The sequence below is a fragment of the Streptomyces sp. NPDC058663 genome (assembly GCF_042716745.1).
In the GTDB taxonomy this organism is placed as follows: domain Bacteria; phylum Actinomycetota; class Actinomycetes; order Streptomycetales; family Streptomycetaceae; genus Streptomyces.
The window spans coordinates 1-18,108 of record NZ_JBHXRV010000004.1; the positions used below are offsets into that span (position 1 = coordinate 1).

The window sequence follows — 18,108 nt, forward strand, 5'->3', positions numbered from 1 at the left end:
GGGGAGGAGACGGGGGCCAGGGAGGAGACAGGGGCCGGGGAGGAGACGGAGGCCGGGGAGGAGGCGGAGGCATCGGAGGGTCGCGGGGGGGGGGCCGCCCGCGCGCGCCCCCCCCGCCTCACCACGCCGCCCCCCCCCCCCCGCGGCGGGGTATGGGGTGCCCCGGCCGGCGGGGGCCGCCGGGGGGAGACCCCGGCCGGCCACCGCCGTCTCCGTTCCCCGTGGCCCCGTTCCCTGCGGCCCCGCACATCCCGCACATCCCGCACAGGCCGCACCCCGCCTCCTGCGGACGTGCCCTGCATCCCGAGCCCCGTTCCCTGCACCCCGCGCCCCCACGCCCCACCCCGCGCCATCCCCACCCCTCGCCCCCGGCCCGCACCCCACATCCCGCCTCCTGCGGACCGTGCCCTGCATCCCGAGCTCCGAGCCCTGCGCCCTGCATCCCGAGCTCCGAGCCCTGCACCTCACCCCCGGCCACCCCACCCCTCACCCACCCACGTCCGCGATCGCCCATATCAGTCCGGCAACAACCAGCCCCGCCCCCGCGCCCCGCAGTACCACTTTCGGGTCGAGATCGTTGACCATTCCGGACACCCGCCGCCTGCCCCGTACACCCTGGTGTGTCGCCCCCGCGCCCGCACCTGCGAAGGACCCCGCATGAGCACCCCACCCCCAGTCCCGGGTCCGGACGCCCTCTCCGCCCCCGCACGCGGTACCGGCACGGGCCCCCTCCCGCCCGTCTCCGGCGGCGGAACGGGAGCAGCCCGTCTTCGTCCCCTCACCATCCCCGCCCCTACCGAAAGGTTCCTGCGATGACCGTCCCACCGCCTCCTCAGCCCCCACCGCCCCCGCAGGCCCCCCAGCCCGCACCGCACGACCTCGTCGGCATCGGCATCGGCCCCTTCAACCTCTCCCTCGCCGCCCTCGCCGACGGCATCCACGGCGGCCTCAAGACCGCCTTCTACGAACAGCGCCCCGCCTTCCACTGGCACCCCGGCCTCCTCATCGAAGGCGCCACCCTCCAAGTCCCCTTCCTCGCCGACCTCGTCACCCTCGCCGACCCCTCCAGCCCCTGGACCTTCCTCAACTACCTCCGCGACAGCGAACGCCTCTTCCCCTTCTACTTCGCCGAGCGCTTCCACATCCAGCGTTCCGAATACGACGCCTACTGCCGCTGGGTCAGCGGCCGCCTCACCGGACTCCACTTCGGCCACCAGGTCGACGCCGTCCGCTGGAACCCCGAACGCATCGCCTTCGAAGTCGACTTCACCCAGCTCGACCCCGAAGGCGAGGCCGAAGCCCTCGGCCGCACCTACACCCGCAACCTCGTCCTCGGCATCGGCACCGCCCCCTACATCCCCGAACCCCTCAAGCCCCTCGCCGAAGCCCCCGCCGTCCCCGTCATCCACTCCGCCGACTACCTCCACCACCGCGCCAACCTGCTCAAGGCGGACCACGTCACCGTCATCGGCAGCGGCCAGTCCGGCGCCGAGGTCTTCCTCGACCTCCTCCGCGCCCGCCCCACCGGCCGCGAGAAGCTCACCTGGCTCGCCCGCACCGAAGCCATCGCCCCCATGGAGTACTCCAAGCTCGGCCTGGAACACTTCACACCCGACTACACCCGCTATTTCCACGCCCTCCCCGAAGGCGTACGCGACGAACTCCTGCCCCGCCAGTGGCAACTGCACAAGGGCATCGACGCCGACACCATCGCCGCCATCCACGACGAGCTCTACCGCCGCACCCTCGACGGCGGCTGGCCCGACGTCACCATCACCCCCGGCGTCCACGTCCGCACCGCGGGCCGCGTCGCCACCACCAAGGTCGAACTCCACCTCGAACACACCCAGCAGGGCACCCGCTCCCGCCTCACCACCGACGCCGTCGTCCTCGCCACCGGCTACCGCGAACGCCCCGTCGACCGGCTGCTCGCCGCCCTCGACCCGTACATGAAGCGCGACTCCTCCCAGCGCCCCCGCATCGACGCACACCAACGCCTCCTCCTGGACCCCGTCGTCCAGGGCTCCGTGTACGTCCAGAACGCCGAACGCCACACCCACGGCGTCGGCGCCCCCGACCTCGGACTCGCCGCCTGGCGCAGCGCCGTCATCCTCAACTCCCTCACCGGCACGGACGCCTACCCCCTCCCCGCCCGCACCGCCTTCACCACCTTCGGCCTCGGCACCCCCACCCGCCCCCACCTCCCCACCCCGCGCGAAGACCTCGTACAGCTCAAGGTCTGACCAAGGCCCGGCGGCACAGCACAACGGGGTGACGCAAGCGGAACCCCGCCCACGCCACCCCGCACCACACACCGGCCACCGGATCACGACGGCCCACCCGATCACACCGGCCACCGGATCACGACGGCCCACCCGATCACGACGCCCACGGACCCGCTAGAACACCGGCTTACCGTCCCTGGTCAGCTTCCAGTCCACCGACGCGAACGCCTTCGGGTCCACCGTCCCCTTCGCCCGCACCCACGTGATGATCGTGTTCCGGATCTCCTCCGAATTCGCCCACAGCTGCCTGGCCCCCGCGATGTGCGGGAACGCCCCACCGCCCGACGCCCGGTAGTTGTTCACCGCGAACACGAACTGCGCCTTCGCCTCGACCGGCTTCCCCTCGAAAGCCAGGTTCACGATCCGCGCACCCTTCGGCTTCGCGATGTCCACCTCGTACGTCAGCCCCGACACCACGTCGTAGTTGTAGTCGGGGGTGCTCTCCGCGTTCGTCAGCTTCGCCGGGTCCACCGGGGCACCCGCCGGCGTCTGCACGTAGTACTTCGCGGAGTACTCCAGGTACTCCTTGAGCTGCGCGCCCGTGAGCAGCCGCGCCTCCAGGGTGTTCTCGAACGGGTACAGCCCCGCCGCGTCCTTGATCGTGATCTGCCCCGCCGGAACCTTCGCCGTCCGCGAGAAACAGGACGCCTGCGACAGCACCGGCAGCGCCGCGTACTCCCCGCCCGCCAGCGCCGCCTTCACCGTCTCCGTCTGCACCAGATTGATCAGGTCGATCAGCGGCTCGTCCTTCCACGCCGCCTCCGCCGTCGTCATCGCCGTCGTCGAGGTACCGATGACCTGGTTGACGTACGCCACGACCTTCTTGTGCTCATCACCCAGCATCCGCGTGATCCGCGGGTCCTCCGCCACCGTGTTCGAGTTCAGCACCCGCGACGACGCCTTCTCCACCGACCAGCGGCCCTTCGCCCACACCAGCTCGAAGTCGAACAGCGTCAGCCGCTGCCCCCACTTCAGCGGTTCCGACAGCAGGACCTTCTTCCCGGTCTGCTTGTTCTCGACGAAGTACTCCGGGATCTCCGTGTGCGCGTGCCCCACCAGAATCGCGTCGATGCCCGGCACCTGCTCGGCCACCAGCCCCGCCGCGTTCTCCACGTACGGAAGCTGGTCACCGTACGAAGACGTCCCACTGGAACCCGAGTGCGCCGACACCAGCACGACATCCGCACCCATCGACCGCAGCTTCGGCACCCACTTCGCCGCCTGCTCCTCAAGCCCCGGGAACACCATCTTCCCCTGCACATTCTGCTTGTCCCACAGCGCGATACCGGGATTCGTCAGCCCCAGCACCGCCACCTTCACATCCCGCCCGTGCGGGGTACGCAGCCGGTGCATGCTGTACGGACGGAACGCCGGCCGCAGCGTCTTCGCATCCAGCGCATTCGCACCCAGCAGCGGGAAATCGCACTGCTCCTCGAACTTCCGCAGCACCGGAATTCCGTAATTGAACTCGTGATTGCCGAGCGCCGCCGCGTCGTAGCCGATCCGGTTCATCGCCTGCGCCATCGGGTGCACCGGACCACGCTTCGCGGTGATCGGGTCGACCTTCGCGTAGTAGTACGAAAGCTGGGTGCCCTGAATCGTGTCACCCGCGTCTATCAGCAGGGTATTGCCGCGGCCCTTCTCCTTGCGCACCGCATTCACCAAAGTGGAGATCTTCGCCAGACCGACGTCGTTGTGGTCCTTGTCGTCGAACTCCTTGTCGGTGAAATAGTCCCAGTTGAAGACATTCCCGTGCAGATCGGTCGTCCCCATCACCGTGAACGCGTACCGCTTCGGGCCCCGCCCCTTCGCGACGCCCAGCTCCACGGCCTCCGCGGACCCCGCGACCCCGCCCACCAGCGCCGCACCGGCACCAGTAGCAGCCGCACTGCCCAGGAACTTCCGTCGATTCAGCGGCATTTGCACTCCTTCGTCCCCGCGCTGCCCTGCACAACGCGCGTAGATTCTGACCCAGTACCGCCCACCACGACACCCCCTACAGGTTTCGATCCGATGACTCCCCGATGTCGGACGCGGATGCCACAGTGGTCCGTACGGCACCCCACCGCACCCGCACACCACCCGCGCCCACATCCACACCCGCATGCCACCCAAGGAGCCCCACCCATGATCACCCCCACCACCCCCGCCCCCTACGGCACCCCCGACGCCCCCCGCGTCGCCGTCCGCGGCGTGGCCCGCCTCGAAGTCGACCCCGAAATCGCCCGCATCGGCATCACCGTCAGCGCCCGCGGCACCGATCGCCGCACCGCCCTCGAAGACCTCACCCGGCGCAACGCCGCCGCCCTCGAAATCGTCAAGACCTACGGCGACGCCGTCGAAAAACTCGAAACCGGCTCCTTCTCCATCAACCCCGAACTCACCCGCAAAGGCCGAGGCGAACACATCCGCGCCTACCACGGCCGCGTCCACCTCACCGCCGAACTCGCCGACTTCACCGCCCTCGGCGAACTCACCACGCGCCTCTCCGACCTCGAACTCACCCGCGTCGACGGCCCCTGGTGGGCACTGCGCCCCACCTCACCCGTCTACGGCCAGGCCCGCACCCAGGCAGTCCGCGAAGCCGTCGTCCGCGCCCGCGAATACGCCGAAGCCCTCGGCACCCACCTCGTCGCCCTCCTCGAACTCGCCGACGAAGGCAGCGAGAACACCGCCTCCTACGACTACCCCGCCGCCGCCGGATTCGGCGGCATGGCCCGCGGCGCCGCAGCCCCCGAATCCGCCCCCGCCCTCGACCTCGAACCCCAGCGCCAGACCGTCCACGCCCACGTCAACGCACGCTTCACGATGGCCCCGCCCACCCTCTGAACCCTCGGTCCACCCTCAGTCGAATTGCTCATCAGAGCACCCCCGCGCACAATTCAACACTTGTCAATAACCTTTCACCCAAAGGTTGTTGAGTAGTCATGCCCAGCCAATTACCTACCCATCGGTAAGCCCTAGGCTCGAACCATGCGCCGAGCAAAGATCGTTTGTACCCTGGGCCCCGCCACCGACACATACGACCAGATCAAGGCCCTGGTCGAAGCCGGAATGGACATCGCCCGCTTCAACCTCAGCCACGGCACCTACACCGAACACGAGGAGCGGTACGCCCACGTCCGCAAAGCCTCCGAAGAGACCGGCCGCAGCGTCGGCATCCTCGCCGACCTTCAAGGCCCGAAGATCCGCCTCGGACGCTTCCGCGAAGGCCCCGTACTCCTTGAACGCGGCGACGACTTCACCATCACCGCCGAACCCACCGAGGGCGACCGCCAGACCTGCGGCACCACCTACGAAGGACTCCCCACCGACGTCACCACCGGCGAACGCATCCTCGTCGACGACGGCAAGGTCACCCTCGAAGTCACCTCCGTCGACGGCCCCCGCGTCCACACCACCGTCATCGAAGGCGGCATGGTCTCCGACCACAAGGGCCTCAACCTCCCCGGCGTCGCCGTCTCCGTCCCCGCACTCTCGGAAAAGGACATCGAAGACCTCCGCTGGGCCCTGGGCATCGGGGCGGACATCATCGCCCTCTCCTTCGTCCGCAGCGGCCGCGACATCGAAGACGTCCACCGCATCATGAAGGAAGAGGGCCGCCGCCTCCCCGTCATCGCCAAGGTCGAAAAACCCCAGGCCGTCGACAACATCGACGACATCGTCGCCGCCTTCGACGGCATCATGGTCGCCCGCGGCGACCTCGGCGTCGAAATGCCGCTGGAGCAGGTCCCGATCGTCCAGAAGCGCGCCATCAAACTCGCCAAGCGCAACGCCAAGCCGGTCATCGTCGCCACCCAGATGCTCGACTCCATGATCGAGAACAGCCGGCCCACCCGCGCCGAAGCCTCCGACGTCGCCAACGCCGTCATCGACGGCACGGACGCCGTGATGCTCTCCGGCGAAACGAGCGTCGGCAAGTACCCCGTCGAAACGGTACGCACGATGTCCCGCATCGTCGAAGCGGCCGAGGAGGACATCCTCGCCAAGGGCCTGCCCCCGCTCACCGAACGCAACAAGCCCCGCACCCAGGGCGGAGCGGTAGCCAGGGCAGCCGCCGAAATGGGCGACTTCCTCGGCGCCAAGTTCCTGGTCGCCTTCACCCAGTCCGGCGACACCGTCAAGCGCCTCTCGCGCTACCGCTCGCCCATCCCGCTCCTGGCCTTCACCCCCGAGGAGTCCACCCGCTCCCAGCTGAACCTCACCTGGGGCGTGGAAACCTTCCTCGGCCCCAAGGTCGACTCCACGGACGAGATGGTCGCCCAGGTGGACGAGGAACTGCTCCGCATCGGCCGCTGCCAGAAGGGCGACGTGGTCGTCATCACGGCCGGCTCCCCGCCGGGAGTCGCGGGCTCCACGAACCTGGTCCGCATCCACCACATCGGCGAGGACGACAGCCCGAAGTAGGTTGTGCTGACTAGTACTTCGGCCCGACGTGGGCGTCCATGAGAGCTACGGACGCCCGTCGGGCCACGGAGATGTTGAACGGGTCGCTGCCTCGGGCGAGGGTCGTCCATTCCACGCCGACTCGTGTGAGGGCATCGGCGAAGAGCTTGCGGATGTCGTCCGACTTGTTGCTGAAGAAGTAGCGGGGGTACTCGTAGCGCTTGCGCTCGCCGGACACCATTTTGGTCGTCCAGTTGGTGATCCGGCATCCGTCGGAGTGGTAGAGGCCTCTGATGAATTCCCATGGGTACTCGTCCACGATGCCCTGCTGCCACGGCGCCAGGACGATGGACCGATCGTGCTTCCTGCCTGGACCGTGCTGCGGGAACAGGTGGGGCCAACTTTGGCTGTAGCTGGTTACGTTGACGCACCCCTGCCGCTGGAGGACGTACACCTTACTCTCGGGGTGAACTTCCAGGATTGCGGCCCGGCATGCCTTGATGAGGCCGGGCCAGGCGTCGGCGCATGCGATGCGTAGGTAGTAGCCCTTGCCACGCGGGTGCTCGCTGAGGCATCCGTCGCCCAGGTAGAGGCCGAGAAGGTATGAGTACGCAGCTGGGTCCGCCGGTGTGTGGCGAATCAGCGCACCCGTAATGCGCGGAAGGGGCTCGATGCGGGTTTGCCAGGAGCGGATGGCGTAACGGGATATCCCGGTTTCCTGGCTCACGGAGTTCAAGCTGCGCCCTTGGGCGACGAGGGAAAGTGCTCGCTTACGCGTTGCCATGTCGTACACGAGAGCGATGTTGCGAGTGATCCCGCCGCAGTGCATAAGAATGGCGACACGCTCACACGTTTGCGTGAAGTGTCGCCGAAATCACGTGACCTTGGAATCCAAGGAAAAGTGCCCCGAGTCGGATTCGAACCGACACTGTATGGGTTTTGAATCCATTGCCTGCTGCCAATTGGGCTACCGGGGCCTAACGAATCGAAGGTTTCCCTCGACCCGCTGCATGACCACCATACCGTAGCTAGGTACGCTCTTGGCAGCTGTATCTGCCCCGTATCAAGGAGCCCCGTGACCACCCCCGAGTCGCCCCAGCCGTCCGTCGCCGACGACGACAAGTCGCACGTTCCGCCGCTGACGACCCGCGTCGTCATCGCCGAGGACGAAGCCCTCATCCGGCTCGACCTCAAGGAGATGCTGGAGGAAGAGGGCTACTCGGTCGTGGGTGAGGCCGGGGACGGGCAGAAGGCCGTCGAGCTGGCCCGGGAGCACAAGCCGGACCTGGTGATCCTCGATGTGAAGATGCCGGTCCTCGACGGCATCTCCGCCGCCGAGCAGATCGCCGCCGAGTCCATCGCCCCGGTCCTGATGCTGACCGCGTTCTCGCAGCGTGACCTGGTCGAGCGGGCGCGGGACGCGGGGGCCATGGCGTACCTGGTGAAGCCGTTCAGTAAGAGCGACGTCGTCCCGGCCATCGAGATGGCCGTCTCACGGTTTGCCGAGCTGAAGACGCTGGAGAACGAGGTCGCTGACCTCACGCAGCGACTGGAGACGCGGAAGCTGGTGGACAGGGCGAAGTCGATCCTTCAGACGCAGTACGGGCTGACTGAGCCGGCCGCGTTCCGGTGGATCCAGAAGACGTCGATGGACCGCAGGCTGTCGATGCAGCAGGTGGCGGAGGCGGTCATCGAGGACGCCGAGGAGAAGAAGGCGGCGGCCAAGGAGCAGTAGGCCCGAGGTCTACGACAAGGGGCCCGGTCCGCGTGGTGAACGCGGGCCGGGCCCCTTCGTGTGCGTACGGGAGGGTCAGTCCTCGCCGAGGTAGGCCTTGCGGACGGATTCGTCGTGCAGGAGGTCCTGGCCGGTGCCGGAGAGGACGATCTTGCCGATTTCCATGACGTGGCCGTGGTCGGCGAGGGAGAGCGCCGCCTGGGCGTTCTGCTCGACGAGGAGGATCGTCGTGCCGCTGGAGCGGAGTTCGACGATGGTCTCCATGATCTTCTGCATCATGATCGGGGAGAGGCCCATGGAGGGTTCGTCGAGCATGAGGAGTTTGGGCTGGGACATCAGGGCGCGACCCATGGCGAGCATTTGCTGTTCGCCGCCGGAGAGGGTGCCCGCGGCCTGCTTCCGGCGTTCCCCGAGGATGGGGAAGAGGTCGTAGGCGCGCTGGATGTCCTTCTGGATGCCGTCTTTGTCGCTGCGGAGGAATGCTCCGAGCTGGAGGTTCTCGGTGATCGAGAGCCGGGGGAAGATGTGGCGTCCCTCGGGGGAGTGGGCGAGGCCGAGGGCGACGATCTTGTGGGCGGGGACTCCGTCGAGGGGTTTGCCGTCGAAGGTGATGCGGCCGCCGGAGGGCTTGAGGAGTCCGGAGAGGGTGCGCAGGGTGGTGGTTTTGCCGGCGCCGTTGGTGCCGATGAGGGTGACGACCTGTCCCTCTTCGACGCTGAAGGAGATGCCCTTGACGGCTTCGATCTTGCCGTAGGCGACGCGGAGGTCCTCCACCTCCAGGAGGGCGGTCACTGGGTGTCTCCTTCGGTGCGGTCCGTGCGGGTGGTGCTGGGTGCGTCGGCCTGGGGCTCGGAGGCTTGGCTCCCGGAGGCTTGGCCCTCGGCGGCGTGTGCCTCTGCCGCTTCGACTTCGGCGGCTTCTTCGGCGCCGGGGGCGCCTTCGAAGGGGGTGCCGAGGTAGGCGGCGACGACGCGTTCGTCGCTCTGGACCACGTCGGGGGTGCCTTCGACGAGTTTTTCGCCCTGGACGAGGCAGGCGACGCGGTCGCAGAGGTTGAAGATGAACCGCATGTCGTGCTCGATGACGAGTACGGCGATGCCCTGGTCGCGGATGGCGAAGATGAGCTCTTCGGCGGCGCGGGTTTCCTGGGGGTTCATGCCGGCGGTGGGCTCGTCGAGGAGGAGCAGGCCGGGGTCGCTCGCGAGGGCCCGGGCGATTTCGAGCTTGCGCTGCTCGCCGTAGGGGAGGTTGCGGGCGAGGTGGTCGGCCTTGGCTTCGAGGCCGATGAACTCCAGTAGTTCCATGGCGCGTTCGTGGGAGGCCTTTTCGGCTTTCTTGAAGCCGGGGCCGCGCAGGAGGGCGGACCAGAGGCCTTCTTTGGTGCGGGTGTGGCGGCCGACGAGGACGTTCTCCAGGACGGTCATGTTGGAGAAGAGCCGGATGTTCTGGAAGGTGCGGGCGATGCCTGCCTGGGTGACGAGGTGGGGCTTGGGCGGCAGGACGGTGCCCTTGTAGGTGACCTTGCCCTCGGTGGGGATGTAGAGGCCGGTGAGGCAGTTGAAGAAGGTGGTCTTTCCGGCACCGTTGGGGCCGATGAGGCCGACGATTTCGCCTGCGTTGACGGTGAGGTTCACGTTGCGGACGGCGGTGAGGCCGCCGAAGCGCATGGTGACGCCGCTCGCGTCGAGGACGGCCTGGCCGGTCGCTGCGGTGTCGGTGGTGGCTGTGGGAGTTGCCATGGGGTTCACGCCCCCGCCTTCGTGATGCCGACGCCGCCGGTGCCGACGGTGGGCTGGTCGGGTACGTCGAGTTGGTCGGTTTCGTGGTACTCGAGCTGGGCGCGCCGGTTGGCGATGAGGCCTTCGGGGCGGAAGCGCATCAGCAGGATGAGGGCGATGCCGAAGCCGAGGAGTTGGTATTCGGCGAGGAATTGCAGTTTGGCGGGGATGAGGTAGAGCAGTGAGGCGCCGAGGAGGGGGCCGCTGATGGTGCCCATGCCGCCGAGGATGACTGCGGCGAGGAGGAATGCGGAGTTGGGCGGAACGGGGCCGGCGAACTGGTAGCTCTCGGGTACGACGGTGGTGGTGACGTGCGCCTGGACGGAGCCGGCGAGGCCGGCGAGGGCTGCGCCGAGTGCGAAGGCGATGAGTTTGACGCGGAAGCCGTTGATGCCCATGGCGGTGGCGGCGGTTTCGTCTTCGCGGATGGCGACCCAGGCGCGGCCGATGCGGGAGTCTCCTGCCCTGCGGAAGACGAGGACGACGATGATGGTGGCGAGGAGCATCAGCAGGAAGTAGTTGGTGAATTTGCTGATCTCGATGCCGAAGACGGTGTGTGCTTCGCCGAAGTTGTAGCCGAGGATTTCGATCGGCGGGACGTTGGAGACACCGTTGGGGCCGTTGGTGACGCGGGGGCCCGATGTGCCGTCGAGGTTGTTGACGGTGATCCGGAAGATCTCGCCGAAGCCGAGGGTGACGATGGCGAGGTAGTCGCCGCGCAGCCGCAGGGTGGGGGCGCCGATGAGGACGCCGAAGATCAGCGAGACGAGTGCGCCCAGGAGTGCGGCGGCCCAGAAGGGGAACTGGATCTTGAAGACGGAGGAGCCGGCGCCGGAAACCAGGGCGGCGGTGTAGGCGCCGACGCCGAGGAAGGCGACGTATCCGAGGTCGAGGAGTCCGGCGAGGCCGACGACGATGTTCAGGCCCAGGGCGACGGTGGCGAAGATGAGGATGTTGACGCCGATGAGCGTGAAGGTGTCGGTGCTCTGGGTGAACGGGAATGCGGCGGCGGCGGCGAACGCGCCGGCCATGGTGACGTTGCGGTGCTTGTAGGTGAGTTCGGTGAGGCGTGCGAGGAGTCCGGCCTTGCCGATGGCGGCTGCGGCGAAGCCCGCGGTGATGAGGAAGCCGATGAAGAGTTCGGAGTAGTCGGTGTCGATGCCGTAGGCGATGACGCCAAGGCCGACTGCGAACACGGCGATGATGATGAGGATCTCTGCCCAGGAGGGGAGTTCCTTGGGGCGCTTGGCCTGGCGGGTGTCTTCGGGGAGTTTGAATGCCAGGAGCGGGAGCGCGGAGGCGACCGCGGCGATGAATCCGCCGGGGTCGAGGTGGTTGATGCCGCCGAGTTGTACGGCGATGGCGACGGCGGTGAACCAGGTGGTGCCGAACAGGCCGAGGGCCAGGAGGCGCAGGGCTTTGGTGGTGCCGGTGGGGGCGAGCCAGGTGAGGCCCTTGATGCCGAGTGCGCTCAGTGCGTAGAGCAGGACGAGCAGTCCGGCGACGAGGGTGAGGATCTGGAGGCCGCCGGGGTAGCCGGTGACGGTGAGGTTGCCGGGGAACTCGTCGGTGTAGGTCCAGTTGAGGAAGGTGCTGGCGATGCTGAGGGCGCCGCCTGCGGCGATGACGCGCCGGAACAGGGTGGCCTGGGCTCCGGCGGGTGCCTGGGAGGTGTTGGCGTTCTTCGTGAGGTCTGTGGTCATGGTGTTCACGCCCTGTCCGCGACGCGTTCGCCCAGCAGGCCTTGGGGCCTGAAGAGGAGGACGAGGATGAGGAGGGCGAAGGCCCAGACGTCTTTCCAGCTTCCTCCGCCGAGCAGCTGCATGCCGGGGATGTCGGCGATGTAGGCGGTGGCGAGGGATTCGGCGACGCCGAGGACGAGGCCGCCGACCATGGCTCCGTAGATGTTGCCGATGCCGCCGAGGACGGCCGCGGTGAAGGCCTTGAGGCCGAGGATGAAGCCCATGTTGAAGGTGAGCTGGCCCTTGCTGAGGCCGTCGGCGGTGGCTGCGACGGCGGCGAAGGCGGCTCCGATCGCGAAGGCCATCACGATGATGCGGTCGGTGTTGATTCCCATGAGTTTCGCGGTGTCGCGGTCCTGGGAGGTGGCCTGCATGGCGCGTCCGCTGCGGCTCTTGGAGACGAAGAGGCCGAGGATGAACATGCAGACGGGGGCTGCGATGAAGACGAAGAGGTCGGCCCGTTCGATGGCCAGGTTGTCGAAGATCTTGATGTTGGCGCCGGTGAACTCGGGGAAGTTCACCGCGGCCTTGGCGCCGGGGAAGAAGCCCCAGACGAGTTGCTGGAGGACGATCGAGAGTCCGATCGCGGTGATGAGGGGTGCGAGTCGCGGGGCGCCGCGCAGGGGTCGGTATGCGAAGCGTTCCGCGGCTGTGGCGACAGCCACGGAGACTATCGCTCCGCCTATGAGCATGAGGGGCAGGGCCACCACGAGAGATGTCCCGTCAGGGAGTATCTGGTACGTGGTGAGGGCGCCGAAGCCCCCGACCATGAAGATCTCGCCATGGGCGAAGTTGATGAGCTGGACGATGCCGTAGACCATGGTGTACCCGATGGCGATGAGGCCATACAGGGCACCGAGGGCCAGACCGTCGACCAGCTGTTGCGGCAGTTCGTGCACCGCAGGGCCTCCGATGAGCGTGTCGGATATGACACCGCGCGAGGGCGCTGTTTGCGCCCTCGCGCGGTTTGTTCGGTCAGTGCGGGGAGTGCTGGTGGGTCAGTCGTTGAACGTGTCGCTCTTGACGTCGGTCCAGGCGCCGTTCTTGACCGCGTACACGGTGAGCTGCTTGTTCGTGGTGTCGCCGTACTGGTCGAAGGCGACCTTGCCGGTCACACCGTCGAAGGAGACCTTGGACATGGCTTCGACGACCTTGGCGCGGGCGTCCTCGGGCAGCTTGCCGTTGTTGCCCTGCACGACTGCCTTGACGGCCTGGATGATGGCCCAGGCGGCGTCGTAGGAGTAGCCGCCGTAGGCCGCGTACGGGTCCTTGTAACCCTCGGCCTTGTAGTTGTCGATGAAGGTCTTGGCGGTGGGCAGCTTCTCGACGGGGAATCCGACGGAGGTCGCGAGGTCGCCGTCGTTGGCCTGGGCGGAGGCCTTGATGAAGGCGGGGTCGTAGATGCCGTCGCCGCCCATGAGTGGGATGTTGGCTCCGGCCTTTTTGACCTGGTCGGAGAGGAGGCCGCCCTCGGGGTACTGGCCGCCGAAGTAGACCGAGTCGGCGCCGGATCCCTTGATCTTGTTGGCGGTGGAGGAGAAGTCCTTCTCGTCCTTGGTGACGTGGTCGGTGTCGACGACCTGGCCGCCCAGGCGCTTGAATTCCGCGGAGAAGATGGCGGCGAGGCCGGCGCCGTAGGTCTGCTTGTCGTCGACGACGAAGACCTTCTTCTTCTTGGCGTCGTTGAACAGGTACTGGGCGGCGAACTTGCCCTGGATGACGTCGGTGGTGGCGGTGCGGAAGTAGGTCTTGAAGCCGCGCTTCTTCTCGCCCTTGCCCCAGTTGTCGCCCTGGCTGAGGGAGGGGTTGGTGTTGGCGGGGGAGACCTGGAGGAGGCCGCCGGACTCGAAGACGCCCTGCATGGACTGGGCGACGCCCGAGTTCAGCGGGCCGACGGCGCCGAGGACGTCCTTGTTGCCGACGAGCTTGGTGGCGTTGGCCTGGCCGGAGGCGGGGATCGCCTGGTCGTCGAGGGCTTCGATCTTGAACTCGACGCCGGGGACTTCCTTGTTCTTGTTGGCCGTCTTGGCCGCCAGGTCCACGGAGTTCTTGATGCCCTGGCCGAGGGCGGAGAGAGATCCGGTGAGCGGGGCATCGACACCGATGACAACGGTGGTGGTCTTGCCCGATCCGCCGTTGCTGCTGCCCTTGCCGCCTTCGTCGCGAGAGGAACAGGCGGTGAGGGTGAGTGCTCCGGTGGTGAGCACGGTGGTGAGTATGAGCAAGGAACGGTGTCGCACGGTGAATCCTTTCCCTGGCGCGGCCTCCTCTGCTGAGGTGCCGTGGCACTGGCCGGGCCGAACTGGGGCGTGGTGTTGGGGCGCTGAAATGACTGTTCCTGCCAGGTGCTGGCAGTCGCTTGCAGTCGTGCCCGACGGCGCGGTGACTGGCCGTGACTCTAAGCGCAGGTGAAGGACTCGGGGAGTCGGTAGAGGCAGGATGTGACTGTCTTGTTATGCCGTGGCGAGAGCTTGGTGCCCAAGTCGGGACAGAACGGCCTTTTGGGCCGGGTGTCTTTTTCTCGCATGCTGAGAACTGGCAGTTCCGCTAAGGGGCTTGAAGTGATCTTGGTGCTGACGCGGCGCGTGGTGCGGTTTGTGTGCGTTCGAGGTGTGCGGGCAGGCGGTGCGGAGAGCATGGGCGGCCGACCTTCCCGCTCGACCATTACTCAGCGTTACGTCGAGGCGTGGCGGGGAGGGGCCGGGTGCCGTCCAGGTGCGTAGCGGTGGTCGGTGCTTACGCGTAATGGCGTGCCCGTTCCGGGCCTCCGCTGCCGCTACGCGGGATCGCGCCAGTTCTCGGAGCTTCCGGTGGCACCGTTGGAGGCCTTGCACTCCTCACGGACCCTGCGGTCCGCGAGCTGTTCGGCGGCGGCCTTCCCGTTCCTCTTCTGCTCGGCGCGCGCCTCGGTGAGCACCTTCTCGTGTACGCCGAACTGCTCGTTGGAAAGGCCCTTCTGCTCCCAGTCGATGCCGGCCCACTTGTTGCCCCGCAGGGCTTCCTTCACCCAGTATCCGACGAGGGAGGTGCACACGTCGACGGGCGTGGTGGAGGCGGGGGCGGCTGAACTTGTGCTGGTCGGCGTGGGTGCCTTCGCGCTGCTGCACGCGGAGGTGCACAGGAGTGCGGCGACCAGCGCGAGGGTGCTCCTGGGCGTGGTCCGGTGAAGTAATGCACGACCTGAACTCACTGTGCCAGTCTACGTGTTGGGGCTTTCCCGGCTACCGGACGGTGGCCGGAACCGGGGGCTTGATTACCTGTGGTGCCGTTGCGGGTGGCGGGCTGTAATGGGCGCGCCGAGCGTAGACATTCGGCCGTGACCCCGCCTCTCTGGGGGCGGCCTGCCAGGGAGGAATCGCGAAGTGCGTATGCGTGCAGCAGTAGTGAGTGCGGGGGCGGCAGTCCTGGTGATCTGTGGAGCGAGCGTGCCCGCACAGGCGGCGGGCTCACTGTCCGGCGCGGCCAGTTCGCAGGTGAGCGCGGCCGCGTGGAAGTACATCGGTGATTACACATGGCAGCGGTGCGTCGACCTGGGACAACAGTACGTGCGCGAAGGCTTCCGTGAGTACAGGTGTCGCGCCAACAACACCGGCATGTACCCGCCCTACACCTTGTGGGTGAGGTAGCTGGCGCGCAGAGGGTGCGGTTCTCGGCTGCCTTAAAGAAGGCGCCTTCCCCCTGGTGCATCGGGGACCGGAGCGGTGGAATGTGCCGTGTGCTTTGCGTGTGACCGGCACATCCCCCGCGCCCCCGGAGGCAGGCACGATGACGAGAGCGAACGCACCACGTACGGCGCAACGGACGAGGGCATTACGCACGTGGGGGGTCGTGGCACTCGCCGCGTCCCTCCTTGTCGCGCTGCCTGCCCCGGCCGTCGCGCAGGATCCGCGGCCCGCACTGAAGATCGTCGGCAACGAGACGCAGCCGGTGTTCTCCCGCGCCGACGCCGTGTCCCAGCAGGTCGACGTCGAGACCGAGACGGACAGCGACCGCGACGGCAAGCGCGACACGGTACGGATGCGGATCCTGCGACCCAAGGAGACCGACGCCGGGCTGAAGGTGGCCACGATCATCGAGGCGAGCCCGTACTGGGGCGGTGGGCCCGACGTCCCGTTCCACAACGTCGACCTGGACGGCGACGGCCTGCCGCTGGGCAAGCGCCTGGGTGCGAGCCGGCAGCCGGCCCTCGCGGCGGCGGGCCCGGTGACGTACGGCGGCTACTACGACAATTACTACCTGCCGCGCGGTTACGCGGTCGCGGAGGTCGACAATGTCGGCTCCGGCAAGGCCACCGGCTGTTCGACCTCCGGCGGGCGCAATGAGACCCTCGGCGCGAAGGCCGCTGTGGACTGGCTGGCCGGGCGGGCCAGGGGCTGGGACGTGGACGGCAAGCCGGTCGAGGCGACCTGGTCGACGGGCAATTCGGCGATGATGGGCATCTCGTACAACGGGACCTTGCCCACCGCCGTCGCCTCGACCGGGGTGAAGGGCCTCAAGGCGATCGTGCCGATCTCGGGGATCTCGTCCTGGTACGACTACTACCGGGCGAACGGCGGTGTCGTCGCGCCGGGCGGTTACCAGGGCGAGGACACCGACATCCTGGCCAAGGGTGTCAACAGCCGCAGCAATCCGGAGGTGTGCGCCGCGGTTCATGACGAGCTGACGGCGGCGCAGGACCGGGAGACCGGTGACTACGGGCCGTTCTGGAAGGAGCGGGACTATCTGCCGGACGTCGGGAAGATCAAGGCCGGGGTCTTCGTCGTGCACGGTTTCAACGACTGGAACGTGAAGACCAAGCACTCCGTGCAGCTGTGGGACGCCCTGAGGAAGCACGGTGTGCCGCGCAAGATGTGGCTGCACCAGGCCGGGCACAGCAATCCGATGCCGTTGCGGATGGAGGAGTGGCTGCGGCAGACCCACCAGTGGTTCGACCACTGGCTGTACGGGCTGAAGAACGGTGCCCTGGACGAGCCGAAGGTGGACGTCGAGCAGGCGGACTTCACGTGGAAGCGGCAGTCGGAGTGGCCGGCGCGCGGCACACGGGAGCAGTCCCTGCGGCTGAATTCCGGGGGGCGGCTGGGGGCGTGGCCGGGGCTGCCCGTGAAGGAGACGCTGACGGACGCGGGCCGCACGGTGAAGGCGGAGCAGCTGGTGGCCTTGCCGGAGGCGGACAATCCGAACCGGCTGGCGTACACGACCGACGCCCTGAAGCGGGACGTGCGCATCAACGGGGTGCCGAAGCTGTCGGTGGTGGCGTCACTGAAGGGCACCTCGCCGTATGTGACGGCGCTCCTGGTGGACTACGGGAAGGATATGAGGGCGACGGCGGGCACGGCGGCCGACACTTCGCAGCCCCAGGTCTGCTACGGCCAGGGCATCCCGGGGGACACCGGTTGTGCCTACCGGACCCGGCACCGTACCGAGAGCGCCGACTTCAAAATCGTGTCGCGGGGCTGGCTGGACGTGCGCAACCGGAACTCCCTCTCCAGCCAGGACAAGGTCGTGGAGGGGCGGGAGTACGGCCTGAGGTGGGGTATGGAGCCGCAGGAGTATGTCTTCAAGAAGGGGCACCGGCTCGGTGTGGTGCTGGTGTCGACGGACTTCGACTACACCCTGCGCCACCCGGCCGGGACGAGGATGACGGTCCGGGCCGGGGTGAGCAGTGTGACGCTGCCGGTCAGCCCTTGACCGCGCCCGGGTCGACTTCGCGCAGCATGCAGGTCAGGCGGGCCGTGCAGACCCGCTTGTCCTGCTCGTCGGTGATGACGATCTCGTAGGTGGCGGTGGAGCGTCCGCGGTGGACGGGGGTGGCCACACCGGTCACCAGTCCGCTGCGGACGCCCCGGTGGTGGGTGCAGTTGAGGTCGACGCCGACGGCGAGCTTCTTGCTGCCGCCGTGCATCATCGCGCCGATCGAGCCGAGGGTCTCGGCGAGGACGGCCGAGGCGCCGCCGTGCAGCAGTCCGTACGGCTGGGTGTTGCCCTCGACGGGCATCGTGCCGACCACGCGGTCGGTGGACGCCTCGACGATCTCCACACCCATCCGCGTGCCGAGGTGTCCGGCGGAGAGGAGCGCGGGCAGGTCGACGCCGAGTGCGGCGTACTCGTCGACGACTTCCTGCGGGAACTTCGCGGGGGTCTGCTCACCCATGGGCCAGGCTCCGTTCGATGTACACGACCGT

The 18,108-nt window shown here is 67.7% G+C and carries 15 protein-coding genes and 1 tRNA gene; 6 read left to right on the plus strand and 10 right to left on the minus strand.

All coding sequences use genetic code 11. The annotated features are described in order from the left end of the window. Positions 1-812 precede the first annotated feature (812 nt). Positions 813-2,243 carry a lysine N(6)-hydroxylase/L-ornithine N(5)-oxygenase family protein gene (locus ACFWVV_RS03890; protein WP_384347111.1) on the plus strand — a complete coding sequence of 477 codons (1,431 nt, stop codon included), beginning with the start codon at positions 813-815 and terminating at the stop codon, positions 2,241-2,243. A gap of 156 nt (positions 2,244-2,399) precedes the next feature. Here the strand turns inward: ACFWVV_RS03890 and ACFWVV_RS03895 are convergent, their stop codons facing one another. Further along, a complete protein-coding gene (locus tag ACFWVV_RS03895) occupies positions 2,400-4,205 on the minus strand; it encodes a bifunctional metallophosphatase/5'-nucleotidase (protein WP_384347113.1) in 1,806 nt (601 codons plus the stop codon). 207 nt (positions 4,206-4,412) lie between these two features. Here ACFWVV_RS03895 and ACFWVV_RS03900 point away from each other — a divergent pair, with 207 nt between their 5' ends. Continuing rightward, entirely contained in the window at positions 4,413-5,114 is a 702-nt protein-coding gene (locus tag ACFWVV_RS03900; RefSeq protein ID WP_384347116.1) for an SIMPL domain-containing protein, read from the plus strand. Positions 5,115-5,258: 144 nt separating this feature from the next. Then, a complete protein-coding gene (gene pyk, locus ACFWVV_RS03905) occupies positions 5,259-6,692 on the plus strand; it encodes a pyruvate kinase (RefSeq protein WP_384347118.1) in 1,434 nt (477 codons plus the stop codon). 10 nt (positions 6,693-6,702) lie between these two features. On the opposite strand, the gene ACFWVV_RS03910 is transcribed toward pyk, so the two are convergent. Beyond that, the gene (locus ACFWVV_RS03910; protein ID WP_384347120.1) at positions 6,703-7,464 is read right to left on the minus strand and encodes a transcriptional regulator; all 762 of its coding nucleotides are present in this window, start codon (positions 7,462-7,464) and stop codon (positions 6,703-6,705) included. A 109-nt stretch (positions 7,465-7,573) separates the two neighbouring features. After that, positions 7,574-7,648 (minus strand) — tRNA-Leu (locus tag ACFWVV_RS03915). Positions 7,649-7,746: 98 nt separating this feature from the next. Here ACFWVV_RS03915 and ACFWVV_RS03920 point away from each other — a divergent pair. Next, complete coding sequence (locus ACFWVV_RS03920; protein ID WP_384347122.1) at positions 7,747-8,406, plus strand: ANTAR domain-containing response regulator; 660 nt, start codon at positions 7,747-7,749, stop codon at positions 8,404-8,406. A 75-nt stretch (positions 8,407-8,481) separates the two neighbouring features. On the opposite strand, the gene ACFWVV_RS03925 is transcribed toward ACFWVV_RS03920, so the two are convergent. The 6 genes from ACFWVV_RS03925 to ACFWVV_RS03950 all read right to left on the minus strand — a co-directional run bounded on the left by ACFWVV_RS03925 (position 8,482) and on the right by ACFWVV_RS03950 (position 15,116). Then, on the minus strand, positions 8,482-9,198 hold the full coding sequence (locus ACFWVV_RS03925) for an ABC transporter ATP-binding protein (RefSeq protein ID WP_384347125.1): 717 nt from the start codon (positions 9,196-9,198) through the stop codon (positions 8,482-8,484). After that, positions 9,195-10,145 carry an ABC transporter ATP-binding protein gene (locus tag ACFWVV_RS03930; RefSeq protein WP_384347128.1) on the minus strand — a complete coding sequence of 317 codons (951 nt, stop codon included), beginning with the start codon at positions 10,143-10,145 and terminating at the stop codon, positions 9,195-9,197. The genes ACFWVV_RS03925 and ACFWVV_RS03930 overlap by 4 nt, the downstream gene beginning before the upstream one ends. 5 nt (positions 10,146-10,150) lie before the next feature. Further along, positions 10,151-11,887, minus strand: coding sequence for a branched-chain amino acid ABC transporter permease (locus ACFWVV_RS03935; protein WP_384347130.1), 1,737 nt, complete (start codon positions 11,885-11,887; stop codon positions 10,151-10,153). Between the two features lie 5 nt (positions 11,888-11,892). Beyond that, the gene (locus ACFWVV_RS03940) at positions 11,893-12,825 is read right to left on the minus strand and encodes a branched-chain amino acid ABC transporter permease (protein ID WP_384347133.1); all 933 of its coding nucleotides are present in this window, start codon (positions 12,823-12,825) and stop codon (positions 11,893-11,895) included. 99 nt (positions 12,826-12,924) lie between these two features. Next, positions 12,925-14,166, minus strand: coding sequence for a branched-chain amino acid ABC transporter substrate-binding protein (locus tag ACFWVV_RS03945; protein WP_384347136.1), 1,242 nt, complete (start codon positions 14,164-14,166; stop codon positions 12,925-12,927). 536 nt (positions 14,167-14,702) lie between these two features. Continuing rightward, positions 14,703-15,116: a hypothetical protein gene (locus ACFWVV_RS03950; RefSeq protein WP_384347139.1), complete on the minus strand. Its 414-nt coding sequence runs from the start codon at positions 15,114-15,116 to the stop codon at positions 14,703-14,705. 178 nt (positions 15,117-15,294) lie between these two features. On the opposite strand from ACFWVV_RS03950, the gene ACFWVV_RS03955 reads away from it, so the two are divergent. Together ACFWVV_RS03955 and ACFWVV_RS03960 are read left to right on the plus strand one after the other, a co-directional pair. Further along, positions 15,295-15,552, plus strand: a complete 258-nt coding sequence (locus ACFWVV_RS03955; RefSeq protein WP_384347141.1) for a hypothetical protein — start codon at positions 15,295-15,297, stop codon at positions 15,550-15,552. Positions 15,553-15,754: 202 nt separating this feature from the next. Further along, positions 15,755-17,614: a Xaa-Pro dipeptidyl-peptidase gene (locus tag ACFWVV_RS03960; protein WP_384347143.1), complete on the plus strand. Its 1,860-nt coding sequence runs from the start codon at positions 15,755-15,757 to the stop codon at positions 17,612-17,614. Here the strand turns inward: ACFWVV_RS03960 and ACFWVV_RS03965 are convergent. Next, positions 17,604-18,077: a PaaI family thioesterase gene (locus tag ACFWVV_RS03965; RefSeq protein ID WP_384347145.1), complete on the minus strand. Its 474-nt coding sequence runs from the start codon at positions 18,075-18,077 to the stop codon at positions 17,604-17,606. The genes ACFWVV_RS03960 and ACFWVV_RS03965 overlap by 11 nt on opposite strands. Positions 18,078-18,108 lie beyond the last annotated feature (31 nt).